The organism is Flavobacterium sp. 2755, assembly GCF_031455715.1.
Lineage (GTDB): Bacteria > Bacteroidota > Bacteroidia > Flavobacteriales > Flavobacteriaceae > Flavobacterium.
Window position 1 is genome coordinate 73,540 of the sequence record NZ_JAVDTG010000009.1, and the last position, 23,859, is coordinate 97,398.

A 23,859-nucleotide genomic window follows, 5' to 3' on the forward strand; every position below is an offset into this window, starting at 1 on the left:
TTCCCTTATTTTTTGAAATTTTTGATTCCTGTATTCAGCCAATTGAAATAATCTTCAATATCTGGATTATAGGCAGACGGTTCCGTTAAATTAACGCTGTTGTGATCTACAATTACATAAAAGGGCTGCGCATTTGCTTTATAGGTTTTAATTTGTAAATCGCTCCATTTGTTGCCTATTGTTTTGATTTTTTTGCCCGTTGTTTCAGAAACATATTGTTCATTCTCCGGCAATTCTTTTTTATCATCTACATAAAGTGAAATCAATACTACGTCGTTTTTTAAAACATTTAAAACTTTAGGATCAGACCAAACCAGTTCTTCCATTTTTCTGCAATTCACACACGCATATCCTGTAAAATCTAATAAAACTGGTTTTCCTGCTTTTTTGGCAAATTCCATTCCTTTATTATAATCATGAAAAGTGATAATATTTTGCGGACCAAATTCAGCTCCTTCAGGCAAAGCTGATTTCACTTCAACTGCACTTTTAGAAGTTCCAAAACCGTCAGGAGATTCACTATATTGCATTGGCGGCGGAAATCCGCTGATTAACCTTAACGGCGCGCCCCAAAGTCCCGGAATCAAATAAATAGTAAAACTTAAAACAAGAAGACCAAAAGTCAGTCTCCCTACAGAAATATGATTTAAAGGTGAATCGTGCGGCAGCGTAATTTTTCCAAATAAATAGAATGCCAGAACTCCAAAAATGGCAATCCAGATCGTTAAGAAAACTTCTCTTTCAAACCAATGCAGCTGCAATACTAAATCAGCATTGGACAAAAATTTGAAAGCCAGAGCCAGTTCTAAAAAACCTAGAACAACCTTTACGGTATTCAGCCAGCCGCCTGATTTTGGTAATGCATTTAACCATCCCGGAAATGCTGCAAATAAGGAGAACGGAAGCGCAATTGCTGTTGAAAATCCCAGCATCCCTACAATAGGCGCAATTCCGCCTTTAGAAGCGGCTTCGACCAATAAAGTTCCTACAATTGGACCAGTACATGAAAAAGATACAATTGCCAATGCTAATGCCATAAAGAAAATTCCAATCAATCCTCCCCTATCTGCCTGTGAATCGACTTTGTTCGCCAGGGCATTTGGCAACATGATTTCAAAAGCGCCTAAAAAAGAACACGCAAAAACGATCAATAAAACAAAGAAAATCAGGTTAAACCAAACATTCGTAGAAAGCGCATTCAATGAATCAGCACCAAAAACGGCTGTCACAATTGAACCTAACAAAACATAAATAATCACGATCGAAAACCCGTAGATCAAAGCATTTCTGATTCCTGCTGCTTTTGTTTTGCTTTGTTTGGTAAAATAACTCACCGTCATTGGGATCATTGGGAAAACACAAGGTGTTAACAACGCTGCAAAACCAGATAAAAAAGCAATGATAAAAATGCTTATCAGGCCTCTTGATTCTGTTTTAGGTTCGGGTTTCACAATTGCAGTGACTTCTTTTTTCACAGCTGTTTTTACCGTTATTGTCTTGTTTTCTGAAATTATGGCATCTCCTTTTATCAAAGGAGTTTCTGCTTGGACTTCTGCAGGTTTTTGTGTTTTAGGAAGTTTAAACGTCAATTCTTCTGTCGACGGCGGCAGACAATTGCTGTCATCACAAACCATAAATTCGACTTCGGCAGTTATAATACTTTCATCTGAAGTACATTTTATTTTTTGTGTAAAAACAGCTTTCTCTTCAAAATATTTAATATTCATATTAAACATTTTATCCATCATTTCATGCCCTTTTTCTTCAGTCGTTCTCCCTATTAATTGAAAACTGTTTTTAGGATTTTTAAATGTAAAAACTGTTGGAGATGGTCCGCCTTGTTCGATATTTTGTCCGTATAAATGCCAGCCTGACTCTATTATTGCCTGTGCTTTTAGTATATATTCTTTATCTGATATTTTTTCTACAGCTGTTGTCCATTTTACCGGATTATACATTTGTCCAAACATACTTGCTGAAAGCAGTAGAAGGAATGTTATGATGATATTTTTCATTGTTTTTGATTTAATATTTTGGAAAAAAAAGAGCTGTTGGCAAACAGCTCTTTCGAATCTTTCAAAGAAAAATTGCTTACTAATTCAGATTTAAAAAAGAAAGATGACTATTAAAATTATTTTTTGTTTCAGGTTTAAAGTTTCAAGTTTCAAGTTTCAAGTTTCAAGTTTCAAGTTTCAAGTTTCAAGTTTCAAGTTTCAAGTTTCAAGTTTCAAGTTTTGGATTGCGGTAACTTTGGCAAAACTTGCTTTTACCTTCAATCTTTCAAGATTACGAGTGAACACTAAAAACTGAACACTGAAAACTATTGCAAAGGCTTACCATCTTTATCCAAAGAACCAGATTTAACAACAATCATTTTATCTAACTGAATGTATTTTTTGATTGTAGCATTTACTTGATCCAGCGTTACTTTTTGGATGTCTTTTGGATATTGTTCGATATAATTAGGTTCTAAACCTCTTTCTACAAAACCTAAAATTGTTCTCGCCATTCCGCTTGTGGTTGACATTCCAACTTTAAAACTTCCAATTAAATTGGTTTTCTTGTTTTCTAATTCTGCTAAAGTGATTCCGTCATTTACCCATTTGGTTACCTGAACCATTGTGGCGTCTAATCCTTTTTGAAATAAAGTTGGATTGAAAGAAGCATTTACCATCCAGTAACCGCCTGTATATACATTTCCGCCTAAACTTGATGAAATATTATAAGTAAGACCATCATTATCACGAACCGTCTGCATTAAACGTCCAGCAAAGCCAGCACCTAAAGTATAGTTCGCGATGTAGAACGGAATATAATCAGCATCAGCTCTTTTAAGTCCTGTATATTGTCCGATGAATAATTCGGCACTAGGTTTTTCAGCAATAGTGATCACTTCAGTTTTTGAAGGTGATTTTACAGCTTCTTCAAATTTTAAACTTTCAGAAACGCCGCCGTTCCAGTTTCTAAATGATTTTTTTAATGCCGCATTCAAATCAGAACCTTCCGTATCACCTATAATAACCAAATGCATAGATGCAGGTCCAAAATATTTCTTGTGAAATGCTTTTATTTCGTCTAAAGTGGCGTTTTTAATATTATCCAAATTTTCTTCGACACTTAAATCATAATTTGGATTTCCTTTTGGAAAAATGGCTTGCGCCAAAGCTATACTTCCTCTTTCGTTTGGGCTGTTTAAACTTTGCTTTACGTTTCCTGTAAATTGCTGTTTTAAATTTTCAAATTCTTTTGCATCAAATAAAGGCGAACGTAATTCTTCTGCCAATAAAACAATTACCTGATCCAGATCTTTTTTCAGACATTTAAAACCAAGGCTAATTTTAGTATTTGAAGCTCCGATATTGATGTTTACTCCTAATTTTTGAAGTTTTTCTGAGAACTTAAACTTGTCGTTCAACGTCGTTCCTTTTGACAACATAGAAGCGGTTAATGATGGAATCATATCATTCTTATTTTCACTTGCGAAATTACCTAGTGAAATACTTGCTGCAACGGTCACAAAATCTTTAGCCGATGTTTTAACCGAAATCACATCGATTCCGGCTACTTTTTCTCTTTTATAATTAGAGGCACTTTTTTCAATCGTAGTTTCTTCTTCTGACGAAATAACTTTTTCTATAATATTTTGTTCCAATGCCAAACTTGGAGAAGATTTTTCTTCGTGATCGTGATTTGGATCTCTGTAATAAAATGGTCCGTTTTCAGCTGTAAAATTGCTTGTTTTTGCCTGATCCTGACCTTTATTTGAACCACGTTGTTTTGGGATAAAATATCCGGTTGTACTTTGATCGTCTACTAAATATTTCTGTGCTACACGCAAAACATCCGCCGGAGTTACTTTTTTCAATCTATCAACTCCAGTTATATAATCTGTCCAGTCTCCGGCTGCAATAGCCTCTGTTAATTCAGAAGCAATTACTCCGGAACCATCACGTGATAAAATACTTTGTGCACTGATTTTTGCTACTACACGATCTACTTGTTCTTGCGTTACACCTTCTGTTTGAATTTTTGTAATTACTTCGTTTATTTTTGCATCAATGTCTTCATGTTTTGAGGTTGCAGGAAAACCAACTCCGATGCTGAAAAGTCCCACTTCCTTAAAATTAGTTGCATTCGCGTCTGTATAATTTCCTAAACGTGTATCAACAAAAGTCTTGTTTAAAACCGCTGAAGGTCCAGACCCCATAATTTCTGCCAAAATATTCAGAGTAGGCAAATCTTCGTGTAATGCTCCCGGAATTTTATATCCTTTGCTTACTACACCTAATTCTCCTGGTTTTTTAATGATAATTTTACGAGGTCCATATTGTTGTGGTTCTTCTGTATAAGGCTGCGGCATTGCATTTGGCGCTTTAGTAATTTTACCAAAATACTGTTCGATCAATTCAAAAACATTTTCTTTTTTGAAATCGCCAATAATGGTCAAAGTCGCATTGTCCGGCCAATAATAGGTGTTATAAAAATTGCGTAATACTTCAATTGGTGCTTTTTCTATATCTGATTTCCAACCAATTGTTGAATGATGATATGGATGTGCAATATAAGCTGCTGACCAGATTTCTTTATCGAGCAAACTATTCGGGTTGTTTTCTCCACGCTCGAATTCGTTACGAACTACAGTCATTTCTGCTTCTTTATCTTCTTTTAATAATAAAGAATTTCGCATTCTGTCTGCCTCGATTTGAAGTGCCAAACCTATTTTATCACTTGGCAGTGTTTCATAATAATTGGTTCTGTCGTACCATGTTGTGGCGTTTAATTGTGCGCCTGTATTTTGAAGTACGTCAGAAATCGTTGTGCCTTTCTTTTTATTAAAAGTTGGAGTTCCTTTGAACATCATGTGTTCTAAAAGATGCGTTGATCCTGTGTTTCCCAAAACTTCATTTTTTGAGCCCACACGATATACAACTTGTACGGTTACAACTGGCGAAGCATTGTCCTGTAAAAGCAAAACATTCATGCCATTTGGCTGGTACAAATACTCTTCAATCCCACCTAACTCTTTTATTTTATTGAAGTTAACTGATTTGTTTTGCGCAGAAATTAGGGTGCAGAATGCTAGTGAGCAATAGCCCACGAAGATGTGTTTTTTCATTTTTTGTTGAGATTTTTTTTTAGTATTCAGTCGCAGTCACAGTTTACAGTTTTCACTGAGACTGAATACTAATTTTACTGTTTAAAGATTTCTTTCAATTTTGCCAGAAGTGCTTCTTCTCTAAGATTTTTGGCAATAATTTTTCCGTCAGGTGCTATTAGGTAATTTGTTGGAACCATTTTTACACCGTATAAACCGGCAACTTCATTTTTCCATCCTTTTAAGTCTGAAATATGCGTCCAGATTAAGCCGTCTTTTTCGATTGCTTTTTCCCAAAGATCCTTTTTTTCATCAAGCGAAACGCCCAGAATATCAAGTCCTTTATCATGATATGCCTTATAAGCCTGAACCACATACGGATTTTCTTTACGGCATGGTCCGCACCAGCTTGCCCAAAAATCAACTAATACATATTTGCCCTTGTAATCAGATAATTTTATGATTTTTCCGTTTACATCTGTTTGAGAAAACTCTGGAGCTGTAGCACCAATCGCTGTTTTTTCGGCAATATCTATTTCTATTTTTAGCTTTTTTCCGTAAAATGATTTTTGAATTTCAGGCGTTAAAAGTGCGTAATATTCTGTTACTTTTTCCGGAGTATAATTAACGATTCGTTCGTTAATAATTAAAGCTGCTGCTAATTTATCTTTGTGTGTTTTGATAAATTTTCCTGTAAGGTCATCACCAAAAGTCTGTAAATCTTCCCAGCGTTTATCAAGCATTGCTTTTTGATCGGCTGTTAATTTTATTTTTCCGTTTTGGGTTAAAGAGTCAGAAATTTTGTAGACCGATCCTGCTACTTTTGAAATCTTTTTGAATTCATTTTGATAGTACGATTTATAAACAGAATCCTGTACGGCTCCTGAAAATTTTGCATCGTGAACAGAATCTTTTTTTGCCTGAAAAGTTATGGTTTCATTATCCAGTAAAAATCGGGCTCCAAACTCTGAACCTTTCAGTTTTATGGTATATAATAAAGGTTGATCGACTTTTCCTTTAAAGCTAAAACTTCCGTTTGTTATTGCAGTAGAATCAGTTATTTTTTTATCGCCGTCATTAAATTCCAAATAAACAGTTCCGTCTTTTAAGTCTGTAAATTTTCCATTTATGGTATATCCTTCCTCTTTTTTAGAGCAGGAAATTATTGTGCTTATCAGCGCTAACGCCAATAAACCTGATTTTAAAATTGTATTTTTCATGATATTTTTTTTTCGGCTTAAAGCCAAATTCTGACTTTAAGATTTTTGGTTACAACTTTAGTTCGTCAAACAATTTTACCAGTTTTTCGTCTGAAGGCCTTGGCGCATTTTGTCTTACGATATTTCCATTTGGATCTAATAAAATAAAACGCGGAATTCCTTTAACATAATAACGATCCACAAATTCTACAGGAGAATTTCCTCCGGCCCAAAGTTGTATCCCGCCCATCTTTTTTTCTGCAATCATGCTTTTCCATTTTTCTACTTCTTTATCTCTGTCAATAGAAATACTCACAAACGCAATATTTTTTCCTTTATATTTTTCTTCAATTTCATTCAAAAACGGAATCTCATTTATGCATGGATGACACCATGTTGCCCAAATGTCGATGTAAACATATTTTCCGCGCAGGTCTTTTAATGAAGTTGTTCCTCCGCTATAGTTTACATAATTATTAAATTCAGGAGATGGAAGTCCGGGAGCCAGTTCTTTTAAAACTTTTTTCTGTTCTTCATACAAAGGCTGCATGCTCGCTTTTAATTTCGATACATCTTCCACTTGTTTTGCTGAAAATGCAGGATCTATTTTGCCCTTATTTTTTTCTACTAAATCTGTTATTGCCTTTTTGTATGCATCAATTTGCTTGTTATATTCTTTTTCTTCTAAGCTTAAAAAACTGTCATACGGATATTCTCCCACCAAACTATTATTAAGGGAATCTTTTAAATATAAAATAGCGTTTTCGATACTTCCTTTTCCTTCATATTTTGGCGTTTTCTCTGCGCCTTTAAATGCAATTTTCAAATCCATTCCGTTTTGCAGATAAATCAAATTTGATTTAACATATTGCAGGGAATAATATCCCGGTTTATCCAGTTTTATAGTTTCCTGAAAAGTTCCGTCGCTATTAATTTTTACGGTAATGTTTTTATTTTCTTTTCTGTTGGATATTTTTAATTCTTTTCCTTCAACAGGATTTGTAATTTTTCCTGAAACTACAGCATAATCAGTGGTTTTGTTTTGGGCATTCGCCGAAAAGAATGGCAAAGCCAATAGAATAAGTAGTTGTTTATAAGTTGTTTTCATCGCTATTTTATTTTTTATAAGTTATTTTTTTATTGATGTTGAAATTTAAAATTGGGCAATACTTTAGTATATCTGATAGGTTTTAGCAACCTATCAGATAACTTTTGAGCATTAGAAAAGATGACCTCTAATCCTCGTTTATGATAATTGATTTTTAATAGCCGGGATTTTGCTCTAACAGTTTATTACCTATAATTCCCTGTAACGGTATTGGTAATATAAACTGGTTTACAGATTTTAACGACGCTTTTTCGGTAAAGGCAGATACATCTCCTAAACTGTGATAACGAATTAAATCGTACCAGCATTCTCCGTTTTCATAGAATAATTCCAGCAGTTTTTCTTCCCTGATGTCTTTTAATAATTGTTGATTGGTAGAGAATGTTTTAAGTGTTGCTCCTGCACGGTTTCTTATAGCATTTAGTTTGGCAATTGCTAAATCGGGATCGCCATTGCTGCGTACTACGGCTTCTGCATAAACCAAATAGATTTCGGCTAATCTTAAATAATAATTTGTGTTTCCGGTTCCTGTTGTTCCGCTTGAATTAAAAGGATATTTGCCTTGTTTGTTTGTACCTTTTGTTGTGGCAGAATAGGCAAATAAAAATCGAGAATCATATCCTGATCCGGTTCCTGTTAAATTACCGGCTCCGGCAACCTGCGCATCTGCAAGATTACCTAAAATAGTACTGAAAGTCGTTCTGTTGATCTGGTTCATCGAAACATCCTTTTCAGTAGTGGTAAGCGTTGTGTAAGGCGCAAAAATCACTTCTTTTGAATTGTAAGTATTTGCAAATATGCTGGCATAACTGGTTTCAAGTCCGTAATTTTCTGAATTATTGATTACTTCAAGCGCCAGAGCTGCAGCTCCTGCATAATCTTTTGTAGTCAGTTTTACTTTTGCCAATAATGCTTTTGCAGCCAGACTTCCTCCGTAATAATGTTTTACGTTTTTAGGCCCGTTTGTTATAGCATATTCTAAATCCTGTATAATCAGATTGTAAGTTTCCTGAACGGTGTTTCGTTTTTGAGCTTCTAAATCACGTGAAAATGTAGTTCTTACGACTACTCCGTAAGTAGAATTCAAATCATAAAACTGGCCAAAGTTTCTAAGCAAAATAAAATAAGCAAGCGCTCTGTTAAACTTTGCCTGAGCAATCATTTGTAATTTACTAGTCTCGTCGATACCTACTGCGCTGCCGTTTTCTAATTTTTCGATTACGATATTGGCCTGATTTATTATGGCATAATGATTATTATAAACCGATGTCAGATAATCATTAGCAGGATCTACCTGATTGAGGTTCATACCTGTAGAACCGGATATGGCGCCTGTAGTAAAACCTTCATTACCTTCTGCCGCTAAATGCAGCGGAAAAAATCCTGTATTAAATTCTCTCCATTGACGGTAAACTCCGTTTAAGGCATTTTGAGCAGATTCTTTGTCTCTAATAACATTTTCATCTGTCAATTGGTTAATTGGTTTTACTTCATCAATACTACAACTTAGGATAGAAAGAGAGCAAATAAATAAATATATAAACTTAATATGTTTTATTTTTTTCATAATAGCTAAATTAAAATTGCAAGTTAAACCCTAATGAAATTGCTTTAGCAAGCGGATACGGATCACTGTTTCTTGTTTGTCCTGTAATTGACGGCAATCCGCTTTCTCCATAAGATTCAGGATCGCTGCCCGGCCATTTAGTCCATGTCCATAAATTAGTACCGCTGATATAAACCGAACCATTACTTAAGTGCAGATTATCAATAATTTGTTTTGGCAATTGATACGTTAACTGAATACTTTTAAGCCTTAAATAAGAGGTGTCATACATTTGTCTGTCTGAACTTCTTGAGTTTCCTGACGGATCCTGATAAGTTGGTTTCGCAAATCTTGCATCTGTATTAGTAGGACTCCATGTATTTAAACCATATTCTGCCACAACATTTTGTCCTAAATAATTGCCTCCCTGAAATAATAACATATCCCAATATGCCTCTGCCCCAACTGAATATTGAAATAAAGCACTTAATGATATACTTTTATAGGTTACAACATTTGAAAATCCACCAAAGAAATCCGGCTGCATTGATCCTATAACGGTTCTGTCTAATGAAGTAACTTCACCATCTCCGTTAATATCTGCAAATTGGTAATCACCCACACTTAGCGAAGCTCTGCCATATAATCCGTCTGGTGCTCCGGCATTCAGTTTATTTAATTCATCCTGAGTCTGAATTATTTTTACAACCTTATATCCTGTCAAAGTTCCTACTGGTTTTCCAACCGTAAAATTATCTGCAACATCACTGCTTATGGTAGCACTGTTTAGTTTTTCTAAGATATTTCTATTGAATGACCAGTTGATATTAAAATTCCATAAAAAATCTTTGGTTTTAATAATATCAGCACCCAATGAAACTTCGATTCCTTTATTGGAAACATCCATCAAATTAGAATAATATTGCGACGGACCTAACTCTAACGGAACTGGTGTTTTTGCCAAAGCTCCGGTTGTTTGTCTGTTGTAATAATCAAAACTTCCTTTGATGCGGTCTTTTACAAGTGAAAAATCCAAACCTAAGTTGTACTCTTTTGTAGTTTCCCATCCAATATTTTGATTAGGCAATGTCGTTGATGCTACTACAGCCGTATTACCCGCATATAAGTTTGAAGAGCTGGTACTGAAAAACTGCAGATAAGAAAAGTTTGCCACATTTGTAGATCCTACTTTACCAATACTGGCTCTTAATTGTAATTTATTTATAATTGAATTATCCGCTAAAAAAGCTTCTTTTGCTAAATTCCAGCTTCCTGAAATAGAAGGGAAATATCCTCGTTTATTTTCTGGTCCAAATTTAGAGGAAGCATCTGTTCTAAAGTTAACGGTAACATTGTATTTATCTTTATAATTATATGTTAAGCGGGAAAACAATGAGTTGATACCCGATTCTACCGTTTGATCAGAATACGATGTTACTCTTTCTGCCGAGCTTGCATTGGTTAAAACTTCATCGTCCGGAAAACCAGAATATGTGTTTCTTTTATCTCTGTATTTTGTTCTGTCCCAAGAATAACCAACAAGGAAACCAAAATTATTTTCTTTAATTTTAAAATCGTAGTTCGCCGTTAAATTGGTCGTAATATTAGAACTCACGTTTTCTAAATCAGTCAGTGTTGACTTGTTTGCAAAACCAAAATCAACCATTGTACTTTTTGGTGAAAAAATAGAATTTTGATTGATGAACAACGCCGAATTCACATCTGCTTTTACGCTTAAATTTTTAATTGGAGTTACTTCTACATAAGAGTTTCCAATAAAATTATACGAATTTCGTATGTTTTTATTGTTTAGCGTCTGTAACGGATTTGGAGTAAAAGTTTCAAAACCATACGTGTAATCCGACCACGGCAATAAATTTCCTTGTGCATCCATGTAAGGCTGATCTGGTCTGGCTTGAACCGCTGCTGTATTTACTCCGGCATTTGTTCTTGTTGAAGTTTCTCCAGATTGCGATTTATTGTAGCCGCCATTCATGGTTCCGCCTACTTTTACATAATCCGAAAGTTTAGTGTCCAGATGAAATCTCATGTTATATTGATTGTATTTATCTTTAACAACCAAACCTTCCTGATTTATAGTAGATACACCAAAGATGTAATTTGTAGCATCTGAACCTCCAGAGAAATTTACATTGGCTTGTTGTGTCAATGCCATGTCTCTAAAAACTTTGTCGTTCCAGTTAATATCTTCTTTACCAAAAGCATCTTCATTTAAGCCTAAATAAGTCGGTGGATTTTTTGAAAGATCCATATTGGCAAAATTTAGCATTCCGGCATCAAAAGGTGACATTGTAGAGCTTGAGAGGATTCTGTTGTAAAAATCTTTGTATTCAGCTGTATTTAAACTGCGAACGGTATTAATTGGTGTAGCAAAAAAACTGCTGTAACTCACATTGGTAACAGGTCTTCCTTTTTTACCTTTTTTAGATGTTACAATGATTACTCCATTTGCTCCTCTTGAACCATAGATTGACGTTGCCGCCGCATCTTTAAGGACATTTATGCTTTCGATATCATTAGGATTTAATGCTAATAACGGATTACTTCCTCCATCATAAGTTCCTGGTAATCCGTCAATATTAAACGGAACTCCATCAATAACATACAAAGGCTGATTTAAACTTCCTGATAACGGAGAAGTGATTCCTCTAATATTCAACATAACTGGTGATCCCGGACGTCCTGAGTTTTGAGCAACCTGAACTCCTTTTATCAATCCGCCCAAAGCACGGTCAAAACCCGCTACTCCGTTTGCCTGCTGCACAAAATCATTCATTTTTACCGAAGAAACAGCACCGGTAACATTCGCGCTTTTTTGCTGGCCATAGCCTATAAGTACCAATTCATCCAGTTTATTAACGCTCGCTTTCATCGTAACGTTTATAACCGTTTTATCACCTACAGTAATTTTTTGGGTTTCAAAACCCATATAATAAAACATCAATACCGTTTGCTGGTTTGGTACACTAATAGTGTATTGCCCGTCAAAATCTGTTACAACCAGCGTAGTGGTTCTGGCTGCATTCATTTCTGAAATTATATTAACTCCCGGCAGCGGTACACCGTTTGCATCAGTCACTTTTCCTGTTATAGTAATAGGCGGAGCTTCTTTTAAAGGAAGATTTTTAGTCATGTTTTGCTCTTCCTTTGGTAATAAAATAATATGATTTCCAGAAACTTTAAAATCAGTTCCTGTGTTTTTAAAGATCGAATTTAGAATTTGGTCCATCGAAACATCATTCATTCTAATATCTATTTTTCGATCTAAATCAACAGATCTTACATTGTATACAAACCTGTAATCAGTAGTGTATTCAATCTTTTCTATCACTTTTGCAACGGTCATATTACTCGCGCTAAAAGACATTTTTGCCTTCTGCGAATAGCTTACTCCTGCTTGCATAAAGGTCATAGTGGTTAATAGAAATAGCGTGGTTAATTTCATCTTTAAGTCAAATTTCAAAAAAGGAGTATCAATCCTGATTGAGTTCAAGAGTTTTTTCATACTTTTAAATGTTTTTAATTGTGGTTGGTTAGTGTACTGACCGCATTTTATCCTACCGGAAAATGTTGGCGCATTTTCCGGTTTTTTTATAAAATAACGATCCATTTTCGTGGAACTTTTTTTTACATAGGCTTTTTTATTTTAGATATTAGATTTCTGATTTTAGATTACAGATTTTTGTCTATAGATTTATTAATTCATAATTCATAATTCATAATTCATAATTCATAATTCATAATTCATAATTCATAATTTTCTACTTAATAATTATAACATCTTCATCAATCATATAATCAATTTTGTAGCTGTCGCTGAAATATTTCAAAACTGTTTCAATAGGTTCATTATCAAAACGGGCATTAAAAATTTCTTTTCCCAGTGTTTTGTTTTTATTGATAAAAGTGACGTTATAATGACGTTCCAGATTTTTTATGATCGAAGCAAAAGAAGCATTTTTAAACACCAGACTTCCTTTTACCCACGCCGTATAATAATCTGTATTTACAGGTTCTATTGTAATTTTTTGTTCTCCCCTTGTATTTGAACCTTTTAATCCCGGAGTTAAATAAACCTGATTTTCTGTTGTTTTCTTTTCTTTATAAAGCGAAACTTTTCCTTCAACCAAAACAATATCAGTGCTTACATCTTCAGGATAGGTATTTACATTAAACTTCGTTCCCAAAACTTCTACGTTTACTTCCTGCGTATTTACCGTAAACGGATGCGCTTTGTCTTTTGCTACTTCAAAATAAGCTTCTCCGGTTAAATAAACTTGACGGCTTTGATTTTTCAGAAACTGAACCGGATATTTTAATGATGTTCCTGCATTTAAATGCACAACAGTGCCGTCTGATAATTGAACTTCAAATCTTTTTCCGTACGGAATTTTCAAAGTATTGTAAACCAATTTTCCACTTGAATTGGTATTTGAATATACCAATCTGTTTTTTTCCTGTTTCCCAATTATATTTCCATTTTTATCTGTCACATTTCGAGCTTCAGAAGTGTCGATTTCCATTGATCTATTATCAAGTTGTAAAACAATATCGTCTTGTCTCGGAATAATTACATTTTCTTTAGAATGAAACAAATTTGAATTTCGATAGAAATAAAAAACTCCCAAAGCCAAAATCAAAATAGCCGCATATTTGTAATATGACGAAAATCTTCTTTTTTGAAAAACATTGCTTTCACTCTCAATTCTTTCTGATAATTGTTTTTTTAATTGAGCCGAATCAAAAGTGTACATCGCAGCATCAATTGCATAGTTGGTTTTTACAAAATCCTTAAATACAATTTGATGTTTTTCTTTTTTCAGCCACTCCGTCAACTCTTCAATTTCTTCCTGACTGGCTTGATTTGTGACAAATTTCACTATTAAACGCTCTGACTTTTTCATTGTCATTTTACCTTTTTTTAATATTATTACGAAGCTAAAAAACAAAACCCTAACAATTTGATAATATTTTTTTTCATTTAGGTGTTTTTTTCATTATATGAAGTCTTTTTCTTTCAACATAAAGTTTTCATAACTCTATTAATTATATAGAATTAATTAAGTAATTCTATATATTTGCATTTTAAAGCATCTTTTTTATTTGTAATAAAATTCAATAAGAAATCTAAAAAAAAGTAATTTATCCTGAAATTAAGGGCTTGTTTGAGCCATAAAAACTATAAATTTATATATTTGTTTCTATGAAAAATGATGATTATAAAGATAACAATGTACTAATTGAGTCTCTAAAAAATGGAGATGAACAGGCATTTAATTATCTAATCGACACCTATCATCATAAACTTTGTGTTTATGCAAACAGCTTAGTTAAAAATGTTTACAACGCCGAAGATATCGTGCAAAATGTTTTTATTAAAGTTTGGGAACAACGCACAAGGTTAAAACCGGATCACGCTTTAAAAAGTTTTCTTTATAAATTAGTGTACAACGAATTCATCGATTTATACCGAAAAAATCAATCTTTATTTTCTCTCGAAAAATCGTATCACGACGCTTTAAATTCTGTTATTCAGGATGAAGATGCTGAATCATTTCAGCGTGTATTGAATGTAGTAAATAAAGAAATTCAAAACCTTCCTCCAAAATGCAAAGAGGTTTTTATTTTAAGTAAAAAAGAGGGTTTAACCAATATCGAAATTGCGGAACATCTGGATGTTTCCATAAAAACCGTCGAAGCTCAAATTACCAAAGCTTTCTCAATTTTACGTTTGTCACTTAACGAAAAAATTAAAAACTTTTTGTTCTTGCTCTTTGCAAAAAGAAAAATTACAATGAGTTAGAACAAATAAGATAAAAATTTAAAAACGAGTTCAAATATTGTTTCAATAGTTGAACTCGTTTTATTTTGGTTATAAATGTCCTTGGTTTGGTTACAATGACAGATTAATGAATGATGAATTTTGCTTCATTAATTTATTTAATTATTCTTATGGAAAATACAATCAAATCATTATCAATTAGCCAGCCTATTGCGTTGGTTACTGGTGCCAATAAAGGACTTGGCGAACAAGTAGCTAAAGAGCTGGTCAGCAACGGTTATCTGGTTCTTATAGGATCAAGAAATTTTGACAATGGAAAAAAAGTTGCCGAAAATATTGGCGAAGGCGCATTTCCTATTCAATTGGATGTGACTGATGCTAAAAGCATTAATGCCGCAGCCGAGCGTATCGCTAACGAATTTGGTCGTTTAGATCTTCTTGTCAATAATGCGGCGATTGCTCAATCAGGCCGTTATTCTTCGGTACCGGAGATTTTAGAAGCAAGCAAAGCAAGTACAGCATCATTAGACGAAATACGAATTCTTTTTGAAACCAATGTTTTCGGTGTATTGGCTGTTACACAGGCTATGCTCCCGCTCATTCGACTTTCTGCATCTGGTCGAATCGTGAACATTTCTAGCGCTTTGGGGTCATTGACATTAAATTCGGATCCTAACTTTCCCTACCGATCTTATTTTGGGGCAACCTATCCGGCTACAAAAACTGCTCTCAACGCCCTAACGCTGGCAATGGCAATTGAACTCGAAAAAGAAGGAATAAAAGTTCGCGCAGCCAGTCCTGGTTTTACAGCAACTGCAATTAATGACTTCATGGGTACTGACACGGTTGAAGTTGGCGCAAGGGCACTTGTTTTGGCAGCTCTTGATATAGAAAGCCCAACTGGTAGTTTTACTGGTCCCGATGGTCCACTTCCGTGGTAATCTTTTAAAAAATTCTAATTTACATTATAACCGATGGTTTAAACGCCATCGGTTATATTTATTATCTTTAACATATGAAGAAAGAAACTCCTATCATTAAGTTGGAATCTGTTACGGACATACATCGCATTGCAGGTCTTTCAGGTCCAGTTCATCCAATGATCACTATTATAGACGCGATAGATTTACTAGACATGTGTAAATCAAACCTAAAATACGTTTTAAGTTTCTACAAAATCATTTTAGTTACAAAGATGAATGGAAAATTTAAGTACGGTCAGGGACATTATGATTTTAATGAAGGAAGCCTGATTTTTGCGTCTCCCAATCAGGTTGTGGGCAAAGTAGAAGCTGATACTAATAGTGAAGGTATTTCGATATTTATTCATCCCGATTTCCTGCAAGGTTTCCCGTTAGCCGGAAAAATCAAGCAATACGGTTTCTTTTCTTATGCTGCCAATGAAGCTCTTCACTTATCTGAGCAGGAAAGAACAACAATGCAGTCAATATTTAGTATTATTCGTGATGAGCTGAATAGCCGAATTGATGATTTCAGCCGTGAAGTAATCATTGCTCAAATCGAATTACTTTTGAGTTATGCTAAGCGATTTCATAAACGTCAATTCCTGACACGACAAGTCGTTAATAATGATCTCCTTCAGCAATTTGAAGATTTATTAAATAAATATTTTGAAGAAAAAGCAGTCAATAATGGAATGCCAACTGTTCAATATCTGGCCGAAACATTGAATTATACACCTAACTATTTAAGTGATATGCTTCGTTCGCTAACAGGCCTAAACGCTCAACAGCACATTCATCAAAAACTGATCGAAAAATCAAAGGATTTACTTTCAACAACTAGTCTAACCATCAATGAAGTAGCTTATCAATTAGGGTTTGATTATCCGCAGTCTTTCAGCAGACTCTTTAAGTTGAAAACCAAAATATCTCCTGCACAATACAGATCGACATTTGGCTAACTAAATAACTTTAACCTGTTTTTATTCTTTAAAAACAATATTTAGATTCTGCAAAATCCAAATACTATTATATAACAAACGATCTTTAAAACAGAATTATATTTGAAATACATTACTAAAGATATCGCTATGAAAAATATTTCAATATTCTTACTATCAATTCTTTTATTTTCATGTCAACAAAAGCAAACTAAAACCGATTCAGTTTCTAGCTCAGATTCAATTGTTGCAAAAGATTCAATTATTGTAAAAGAAAACAAAGTCGAAAACGAACAAATTGGCGATACTATTTTCATGAATTTCAAAAACGAAAAAGATTTTTATGTTGCTGAAGGCTCTTTAGATTCTATTCACTCAAGAGTATACGTTAAGTTTAAAAATGAAGATTTAGGCGAATTGAATGGAAAGATTACTCCAGCTGGAGGAAAAGGAAATATTCGTTTTAATCAAATTATTTCTCCTGATAAAAGTTCAGACGGGCCTTTTGGAATTGATTTGAAAACTAACCTCGAACAAAAAGGGAATTATGTTTTAGTAATTGGACATTCGCAAATGGCTGATAATCCTTTTTATGGTAAATTCACGGTACAGCTTGAGAATAAAAAGAAATAATTTAAATTTCTTAAACTAAAATTCTCTTCCATCGCCCTCTTCTATAAACAATTACGCTCAAAATCGTAATCAAAGTTTCGGCAGTTGGAATTGCGATAAAAACGCCCGTTGGTCCCATTTCATAATAATGAACTAACAGATACGCAAACGGAACCTGAAAAATCCAGAATCCTAAAATGTTGATCCAGGTTGGTGTCCAGGTATCTCCTGCCCCATTGAAGGTATTGTTTAAAACCATTCCGAGTCCGTAGAAAATAAAACCAACGCTCATAATCTGCAAAGCATTTACAGCAATTCTGATAATAATTGGGTCATTGGTAAAAAACGAAATCAGATAATGCGCGCTGAAAAAGCAAACCAGCATAATTGATCCCATAAAAATCATATTGTATTTGGCGGTTTTATAAACGGCTTCTTCTGCCCTTCCTGTTTCATCTGCACCCAAATTTTGTCCGACCAAGGTCGCAACGGCATTACTTAATCCCCAAGCCGGAAGAATGAAAAACATCATAATCCGAATCGCTGTTTGATAACCTGATGAAGCATAATCTCCGCCCGTTACAGCGACTAAATTGGCAAGGAAAATCCAGCTGCAGGAAGCGATTACATATTGTAGAACGCCAGGCGTTGCGAGTTTTATGATACCCTGAATTAATTTGTAATTGGGCAGAAAATAATTCCATTTAATTTTTAAAATTCCCTGTCCGTAAAAAAGGAAATAACATTGGTACAAAACCCCGATTCCCCTTCCGATAGTGGTTGCAATAGCAGCTCCGGTAACGCCCATTGCGGGAATAAACCAAAATCCGTTTATCAAAATCGGACATAAAATAATATTCGAAATATTGGCAATCCATAAACTTTTCATGGCGATTATGGCATTTCCGGCACCTCTGAAAATTCCGTTAATCAGGAAAATCAACATCACGAAAACACTTCCTGCCATCATGATTCTGGTATAATTTACACCATAAACGACTGCAGATGCAGAAGCGCCCATTAGCATAAGAATTTCTTTAGCAAAAATAAAACCTCCTAAACTAATGAATACGTTTATGGCAATTGCCATTATAATAGCTTGTACACCAGATTCTGCGGCTTGTCGGTTTTCTTTTTCGCCAATACGCCTCGCGACAATTGCTGTTGTTGCAATACTAATTCCGATGGCAATCGAATAAATAATCGCAAAAACAGATTCGGTTAAACCGACAACCTGAATCGCATAATTGCTTTCTTTTAAATGTCCGACAAAATACAAATCGACCAAAGCAAAAACAGATTCCATAGCCATTTCCAAAACCATTGGAATGGAGAGAATCAGAATTCCTTTTCTGATACTTCCTTTGGTAAAATCAAATGATTCTGCAGTATGTAATATTTTTTTTAAACGTTTGAACATATATGTGTTTTTAATCGCGCAAAGACACATTTTTTTTTGTCATACTGAGGAACGAAGGATCACACCAGAAATTCCTCAAACTGAATCGATAATCTTTGTGGAGTTACTTGTGTGATCCTTCGTTCCTCAGGATGACAAGATTGTGCTTTAAATTGTAGTTTCTTGCTGGCTAAAAACCGCAACAGGATTCTTCAGTTTACCCACAAACTGAAGACTATCAATAGGATCTGCTAAATCAAGCATTTGTTTATTGTTTCGCAATTGCAAACGGTTTAGGCAGCACGAATCGAATTCAGAAACAAACAAATTGTATTTTTTAAATTGTTCCTGCAAATGTGGCTGTGCTGACTGATAATCCTGAATACAATCGGCAACGGAAGACCAGAAATCTTCTTCGGAAAGTGTTTTGGTTTCGGATAAAATGGCGGACAGGAAACGGAAATAAAACTGAAAAACATCATTAAAAATACATAGAATTTTCAACGGTTCTTTCATATCAATATGAATGCGTTTTACTTTTTCCGGCAGAGGAATTTCTCCATTGAATAGCATAACTTCTTCGGTAATGTCTTTCATAATCGCTTTTACGGGAATATGATTTTCTAAAACTAAAATCAGGTTTTCGCCATGCGGCATAAAAACCATTTCATGCTCATAAAAACAATGCAATAAAGGTGAAAGATAAGCGTCTAAATAATGGCTTATCCAAGCTTTTGCGCTGATTCCAGATTTTTTAATTAATTCTGAAACAAAGGCATTTCCAGATTGATCGACATGCAATAAAGCAGCCATTGTCATAATATACTGTCCTTTTTCTAATTTCGGAATTGGGCTTTCACGCCATAATGTGGCCAGCATTTTATTATGCGGAATGCTTCTTCCTAAAGGTTCATACAAAAAATTACGATAACCAATTGTGGCTACTTCTCCCAAAAGTGTAAAACCTTTTTGCTGCAAATACGAATCGTTTTCAACTAAGTCTGCAACCCATTTTGTAATCGCAGGCGTACTTTCCATATAATACGGAGAAAGTCCGCGCATGAATCCCATATTGATTACAGAAAGCGCTGTTTTGGCATAAAATTTCTCTGGTGAAGATGTATTAAAAAAAGTACGAATCGATTGTTGTGCGGAATATTCGTCATCGCCATAACCTAAGCAAATCAAATGATTTTCAGCAATATCGGGCGCAAAAATCAGAGCGAGTTTATTAAACCATTGCCATGGATGAACGGGAAAGAAATAATAATCGTCAATATTCAAGTCTTGAGATTTCAATACATTTTCGAACAACACAATGTTTTCTGAAGACAATTCCTGATGCAATACTTTTTGATAATCTAATGTTTCAATTGCTGTAAATGTGGCTTTGCTCCTATGTCCCGCAATCCATAATAATTTTACGGGTGCATTGGCTTCTGGAGAAAAAGTGGCAAAATCATCAATATTAAAACCGTTTTTACCGCTGTTGGCCACAAAACACGGATGCCCTTCGGTCATGGCGTGCTCGATTTTTTGATAATCTAATTCCAGTAAATCTTTCGATGTATATTTTTCGTTCGCAATTTTATAGGCCGTGCTGTATAATGTACTCGTGATTTCTTCTAAATATGTTGGCAGTAAACTTTCGCTGATTCCTAAAGTGTCTTTAAATTCAATAATAAATTCTAATAAACGTAAAGGCGAATTTTTTCCTTCAATTGTCTTTTTTATAGAATCTACAGCAATCGACCAATGATTTAAGGCTAAAATTTTAGCTTCAAAAGTATATTCTACTTTTTTATCGGGCGAAGAAATACTATATAAATTTGAAGCATTTTTTATCGGAACAATCAATAATTCGTGTGCAAATTCACTTAAGGTTTTCTTTAGTAAAATAGCATTTGCCTTATCCCAATTCTCTTTCGTTAAATGCTGTATATTTTGGGTTGGTGTTTTCATTTGTTTCAAATTAAACCTGTTGTAATGCCTTGTAATAATCCTCACGCGTACAAAATTCCAAATGTGCTTGTTTGTGTGGCAAATCGAGAACACGTTGAAAAACAAATCCGGCTCTTTTATTCAGTAAATGAATTTTATGGTTTCTGGCATCTGGTTCAACTACAATTCTTTGGTTTTTGCCATCACTAAAAATGAAATCCAGAATTACGGTAAAAATATTCCAGGTAAAATTCGGAATTGGTTTTTCTGATGGCGCAACCAGTATATGCATGCCTTTATCGCCTTTTTGCGATTCGTAATATTTACCGACAATATCATCTTCCGGATTATAACATTCCAATAAAAAAGCGACATTGTTATTAAATTTTCCAATATAAACCTGCGCTTTTTCCTGAATATTATAGTAAGTGTTTTTTACTTCTTCTACAGAAAATCCGTTCATTTCCCAATAAACAGCGTATTCACGGTTTACCCAATTGTGAATCAACGGAATATCGAGTTCCATATCAATCGGGCGCAGCTCAAAAACCCCTAAACCAGGAATTGTTTTTACAAAAACAACATCGCTCGCGACATCATTTTCAGGATGAGTTATTATACTATTCATCTTTAAAGGATTAAGCTATTATTTTTTTATACGGAGCAATTGGGTTTTGCAGTTTTCCCTGAAATTGCAACAATGCCACAGGATCATCAAGATCAATCATGGTTTTGTTATTATTAAGTTGCAAACGGTTCAGGCAAGACAACTGAAATTCATTGGCAAATAAATCATATTGCTCGAATTTAGCTTCCAGATGTGGGTTTTGTTCCTGATAATCAGAGATACATTCTGCCACTAATTCCCAATAACGATCTTCAGAATAATTATCACTCGAAACCAAAATTGCAGACATGAAACGGAAAAATCCATCAAAAACATCAATAAAAATGGAAAGTAATTTTACATCTTCGGGAACTTCAGCATAAATTCTGTCAATGTTTTTCGGAACAACAACATCAGGATTCAGGATCACGGCCTCTTCGGTAATATCTTTCATAAACGAACGAACCGGAACGTGGTTTTCTAATCCTAAAATAAGGTTTTCGCCGTGTGGCATAAAAACCAAATCGTATTGATAAAAGCAATGCAATAACGGGCTCAAATAAACTTTGAAATATTCGGCAAGCCAATTATCTATGGATAATGAAGACGCTTTTATAATTTCAGATAATAACGAATTTCCGTCTTTATCCAAATGTAAAAATGCCGCCATTGTCATTAATTGTTCATCATTTTTAAGTTTTGCCACGGGGCTTTCTCTCCATAATGAAGCAATCATTTTATTGTACGGATTGTGTTTTCCGAAGCTTTCAAAATAAGGATTAATGTAACTTACAGAAGCAACTTCGCCCAACATTCCGAAACCTACTTTTTGCAGATATTGATCGCCGCTTAATAATTGATCCAGCCATTCTGCCATTTCTGGAGCCGTTCCTAAATAAAAAACCGGTAAACCTCTCATAAAGCCCATGTTCAGGATGGAAAGAGATGTTTTAGTATATAATTTTTTAGGATTGCTTAAGTTGAATAACGTTCTAATGGATTGCTGTGCCTGATATAAATCTGGGCCGTAACCTACACAAATCAGTTTTTGTTTGGCAATTTCAGGCGAAAATAAATTAGCTAGTTTATTAAACCATTGCCACGGATGCACGGGAATAAAGAAATAATCGTTTGGATTTTGCCCTTTTTCTGAAATTGTGGCATTGAATTTTGCGATGGTTTCTGATCCTAATTCTTGTTGAATCAAAGTGTCATAATCCAGTTTTTGAGTTCCGGCGTAAACGGTTCTGTCGCGATGTCCGGCAAGCCATAAAATCCTGAACGGATTTCCTGCTTCTGGCGCATAGGCTTTGTAATCCATGCTGTTGTAACCAATTCTTCCGTTATTGGCAACAAAACCCGGATGACCTTCCATCATGGCTTGTTCGATGGTTTGAAAATCAGAATTGGCAAGCGATTTTGAAGTCGAATTTTCCTTTAATAATTTATAACAGCTTCCGTAAAGTGTGCTGATAATTTCTTCTAAATAAGAAGGAATCAATTGTTCTGAAATCCCTAAACTTGTTTTGAATTCCTGAATAAAATCAACGGCATCTAAAGTCGTTAATACTTCATTTTTATATTTTGAAATCGAATTTACTTCAATATTCAAATGGTTCATCGCAAGTAATTCTGCTTTAAAAGTATACCTTATTGATTTATCGTCAGAAAGTAACGAATATGTATTTCCTGATTCTAATGTTGGTTTTATTAAAAGTTCGTGCGAGAACTCACAAATCGCTTTTTTTACCAATAAACGATTGGCTTTTTCCCAAACTTCGGGCTGAATATGTTTGATAGCTTTTTCCGGAAATTCTAATTGATTTTCGTTATTCATTTCGGTATAATTGAGGTTAAATGAATCTATTTTTTTGATGAATTGTTCGCGTGTGCAAAAGGCTAATAATGCAGTTTTATGCGGTAAAATGACCGCTTCGGCATCTTCAAAACCTACACGATGGCAGATATCGAACATTTTTTTATTGCGAATGTCCGGCTCGACCAATATTCTTTCGATAGTAAGGTCTCTGAAAATAAATTTCATAATACTCGAAAAAATATGCCATGTAAATTGATGTACTGGTTTTGCTGGCGGCGCAACAATAATATGTATACCGCAATCGTAATCCTGAACGGTATAATAGTTTCCAATTATATCATGTTTTGGATTGTAGCGTTCTAATAAAAACGAAATTTCTCCATTTACCAATCCGATAAAAACATCAGATTCTTTGGTTATTTTTTCATATTCCAAACGAACTTCTTCGAGATTTTTTCCCTGCATTCCCCAATATTGTGCATAATCACGATTGACCCAATCATGAATTATTACAGCGTCTGTCGACAATTGCAGCGTACGAAAATCTATAGTCCCGAAATCCGGAATGGTTGTGCTGTATATAGGTTTATATTTATCCATTTTATACTGTTTTAATTAATTTGTACTTCATTTATAGATGAAATAATGCATCGTGTTCAAAATCTAGCCACTCCCGATAGCTATCGGGATAAAGGATTAAAAAGATTAGAATAAAAATCTGCTCAAATCTGTGAAAATCTGCGTGAAAAAAAATTAAACAATTCTTGGCGGAAATACTTTGCGAAGACGCACTGCTGTGCGTCTCTACGATAAAACCTTTGTAGATA

Annotated in this window: 15 protein-coding genes; 4 read left to right on the top strand and 11 right to left on the bottom strand. The window is 34.5% G+C overall.

Features of this window, described 5'->3' with window-relative positions; all coding sequences use genetic code 11:
* Positions 1-5: 5 nt before the first annotated feature.
* The 7 genes from J2Y38_RS19235 to J2Y38_RS19265 all read right to left on the bottom strand — a co-directional run bounded on the left by J2Y38_RS19235 (position 6) and on the right by J2Y38_RS19265 (position 13,879).
* Complete coding sequence (locus tag J2Y38_RS19235; protein WP_309845721.1) at positions 6-2,015, bottom strand: cytochrome c biogenesis protein CcdA; 2,010 nt, start codon at positions 2,013-2,015, stop codon at positions 6-8.
* 305 nt (positions 2,016-2,320) lie between these two features.
* On the bottom strand, positions 2,321-5,116 hold the full coding sequence (locus J2Y38_RS19240) for a pitrilysin family protein (protein ID WP_309845724.1): 2,796 nt from the start codon (positions 5,114-5,116) through the stop codon (positions 2,321-2,323).
* A gap of 74 nt (positions 5,117-5,190) precedes the next feature.
* Entirely contained in the window at positions 5,191-6,315 is a 1,125-nt protein-coding gene (locus tag J2Y38_RS19245) for a TlpA disulfide reductase family protein (RefSeq protein WP_309845726.1), read from the bottom strand.
* Between the two features lie 49 nt (positions 6,316-6,364).
* Positions 6,365-7,402 (bottom strand): TlpA disulfide reductase family protein, encoded by a 1,038-nt coding sequence (locus J2Y38_RS19250; protein ID WP_309845727.1) that lies wholly within the window; start codon positions 7,400-7,402, stop codon positions 6,365-6,367.
* Between the two features lie 154 nt (positions 7,403-7,556).
* On the bottom strand, positions 7,557-8,969 hold the full coding sequence (locus tag J2Y38_RS19255) for a RagB/SusD family nutrient uptake outer membrane protein (protein ID WP_309845729.1): 1,413 nt from the start codon (positions 8,967-8,969) through the stop codon (positions 7,557-7,559).
* A gap of 10 nt (positions 8,970-8,979) precedes the next feature.
* On the bottom strand, positions 8,980-12,474 hold the full coding sequence (locus tag J2Y38_RS19260) for a TonB-dependent receptor (protein WP_309845730.1): 3,495 nt from the start codon (positions 12,472-12,474) through the stop codon (positions 8,980-8,982).
* 256 nt (positions 12,475-12,730) lie between these two features.
* Positions 12,731-13,879: a FecR domain-containing protein gene (locus J2Y38_RS19265; RefSeq protein ID WP_309845733.1), complete on the bottom strand. Its 1,149-nt coding sequence runs from the start codon at positions 13,877-13,879 to the stop codon at positions 12,731-12,733.
* Positions 13,880-14,172: 293 nt separating this feature from the next.
* On the opposite strand from J2Y38_RS19265, the gene J2Y38_RS19270 reads away from it, so the two are divergent.
* The 4 genes from J2Y38_RS19270 (at position 14,173) to J2Y38_RS19285 (ending at position 17,287) form a co-directional block, all read left to right on the top strand.
* Positions 14,173-14,772: an RNA polymerase sigma-70 factor gene (locus J2Y38_RS19270; RefSeq protein ID WP_309845735.1), complete on the top strand. Its 600-nt coding sequence runs from the start codon at positions 14,173-14,175 to the stop codon at positions 14,770-14,772.
* 110 nt (positions 14,773-14,882) lie between these two features.
* Entirely contained in the window at positions 14,883-15,692 is an 810-nt protein-coding gene (locus tag J2Y38_RS19275; protein WP_309845737.1) for an SDR family NAD(P)-dependent oxidoreductase, read from the top strand.
* 74 nt (positions 15,693-15,766) lie between these two features.
* The gene (locus tag J2Y38_RS19280) at positions 15,767-16,675 is read left to right on the top strand and encodes an AraC family transcriptional regulator (protein WP_309845740.1); all 909 of its coding nucleotides are present in this window, start codon (positions 15,767-15,769) and stop codon (positions 16,673-16,675) included.
* Between the two features lie 129 nt (positions 16,676-16,804).
* Positions 16,805-17,287, top strand: coding sequence for a hypothetical protein (locus J2Y38_RS19285; RefSeq protein ID WP_309845742.1), 483 nt, complete (start codon positions 16,805-16,807; stop codon positions 17,285-17,287).
* 10 nt (positions 17,288-17,297) lie between these two features.
* On the opposite strand, the gene J2Y38_RS19290 is transcribed toward J2Y38_RS19285, so the two are convergent.
* The 4 genes from J2Y38_RS19290 to J2Y38_RS19305 all read right to left on the bottom strand — a co-directional run bounded on the left by J2Y38_RS19290 (position 17,298) and on the right by J2Y38_RS19305 (position 23,632).
* A complete protein-coding gene (locus J2Y38_RS19290) occupies positions 17,298-18,686 on the bottom strand; it encodes an MATE family efflux transporter (protein ID WP_309845744.1) in 1,389 nt (462 codons plus the stop codon).
* Positions 18,687-18,833: 147 nt separating this feature from the next.
* Complete coding sequence (locus tag J2Y38_RS19295; protein WP_309845746.1) at positions 18,834-20,627, bottom strand: IucA/IucC family siderophore biosynthesis protein; 1,794 nt, start codon at positions 20,625-20,627, stop codon at positions 18,834-18,836.
* 10 nt (positions 20,628-20,637) lie between these two features.
* Positions 20,638-21,234, bottom strand: coding sequence for a GNAT family N-acetyltransferase (locus tag J2Y38_RS19300; protein WP_309845750.1), 597 nt, complete (start codon positions 21,232-21,234; stop codon positions 20,638-20,640).
* A 10-nt stretch (positions 21,235-21,244) separates the two neighbouring features.
* Positions 21,245-23,632: a GNAT family N-acetyltransferase gene (locus tag J2Y38_RS19305; RefSeq protein ID WP_309845753.1), complete on the bottom strand. Its 2,388-nt coding sequence runs from the start codon at positions 23,630-23,632 to the stop codon at positions 21,245-21,247.
* Positions 23,633-23,859: the final 227 nt, after the last annotated feature.

Excerpts from the sequence above, each read along its gene's own strand:
- J2Y38_RS19235 (WP_309845721.1), bottom strand. The coding sequence starts at position 2,015 with ATGAAAAATATCATCATAACATTCCTTCTACTGCTTTCAGCAAGTATG.
- J2Y38_RS19240 (WP_309845724.1), bottom strand. The coding sequence starts at position 5,116 with ATGAAAAAACACATCTTCGTGGGCTATTGCTCACTAGCATTCTGCACC.
- J2Y38_RS19245 (WP_309845726.1), bottom strand. The coding sequence starts at position 6,315 with ATGAAAAATACAATTTTAAAATCAGGTTTATTGGCGTTAGCGCTGATA.
- J2Y38_RS19250 (WP_309845727.1), bottom strand. The coding sequence starts at position 7,402 with ATGAAAACAACTTATAAACAACTACTTATTCTATTGGCTTTGCCATTC.
- J2Y38_RS19255 (WP_309845729.1), bottom strand. The coding sequence starts at position 8,969 with ATGAAAAAAATAAAACATATTAAGTTTATATATTTATTTATTTGCTCT.
- J2Y38_RS19260 (WP_309845730.1), bottom strand. The coding sequence starts at position 12,474 with ATGAAAAAACTCTTGAACTCAATCAGGATTGATACTCCTTTTTTGAAA.
- J2Y38_RS19265 (WP_309845733.1), bottom strand. The coding sequence starts at position 13,879 with ATGACAATGAAAAAGTCAGAGCGTTTAATAGTGAAATTTGTCACAAAT.
- J2Y38_RS19270 (WP_309845735.1), top strand. The coding sequence starts at position 14,173 with ATGAAAAATGATGATTATAAAGATAACAATGTACTAATTGAGTCTCTA.
- J2Y38_RS19275 (WP_309845737.1), top strand. The coding sequence starts at position 14,883 with ATGATGAATTTTGCTTCATTAATTTATTTAATTATTCTTATGGAAAAT.
- J2Y38_RS19280 (WP_309845740.1), top strand. The coding sequence starts at position 15,767 with ATGAAGAAAGAAACTCCTATCATTAAGTTGGAATCTGTTACGGACATA.
- J2Y38_RS19285 (WP_309845742.1), top strand. The coding sequence starts at position 16,805 with ATGAAAAATATTTCAATATTCTTACTATCAATTCTTTTATTTTCATGT.
- J2Y38_RS19290 (WP_309845744.1), bottom strand. The coding sequence starts at position 18,686 with ATGTTCAAACGTTTAAAAAAAATATTACATACTGCAGAATCATTTGAT.
- J2Y38_RS19295 (WP_309845746.1), bottom strand. The coding sequence starts at position 20,627 with ATGAAAACACCAACCCAAAATATACAGCATTTAACGAAAGAGAATTGG.
- J2Y38_RS19300 (WP_309845750.1), bottom strand. The coding sequence starts at position 21,234 with ATGAATAGTATAATAACTCATCCTGAAAATGATGTCGCGAGCGATGTT.
- J2Y38_RS19305 (WP_309845753.1), bottom strand. The coding sequence starts at position 23,632 with ATGGATAAATATAAACCTATATACAGCACAACCATTCCGGATTTCGGG.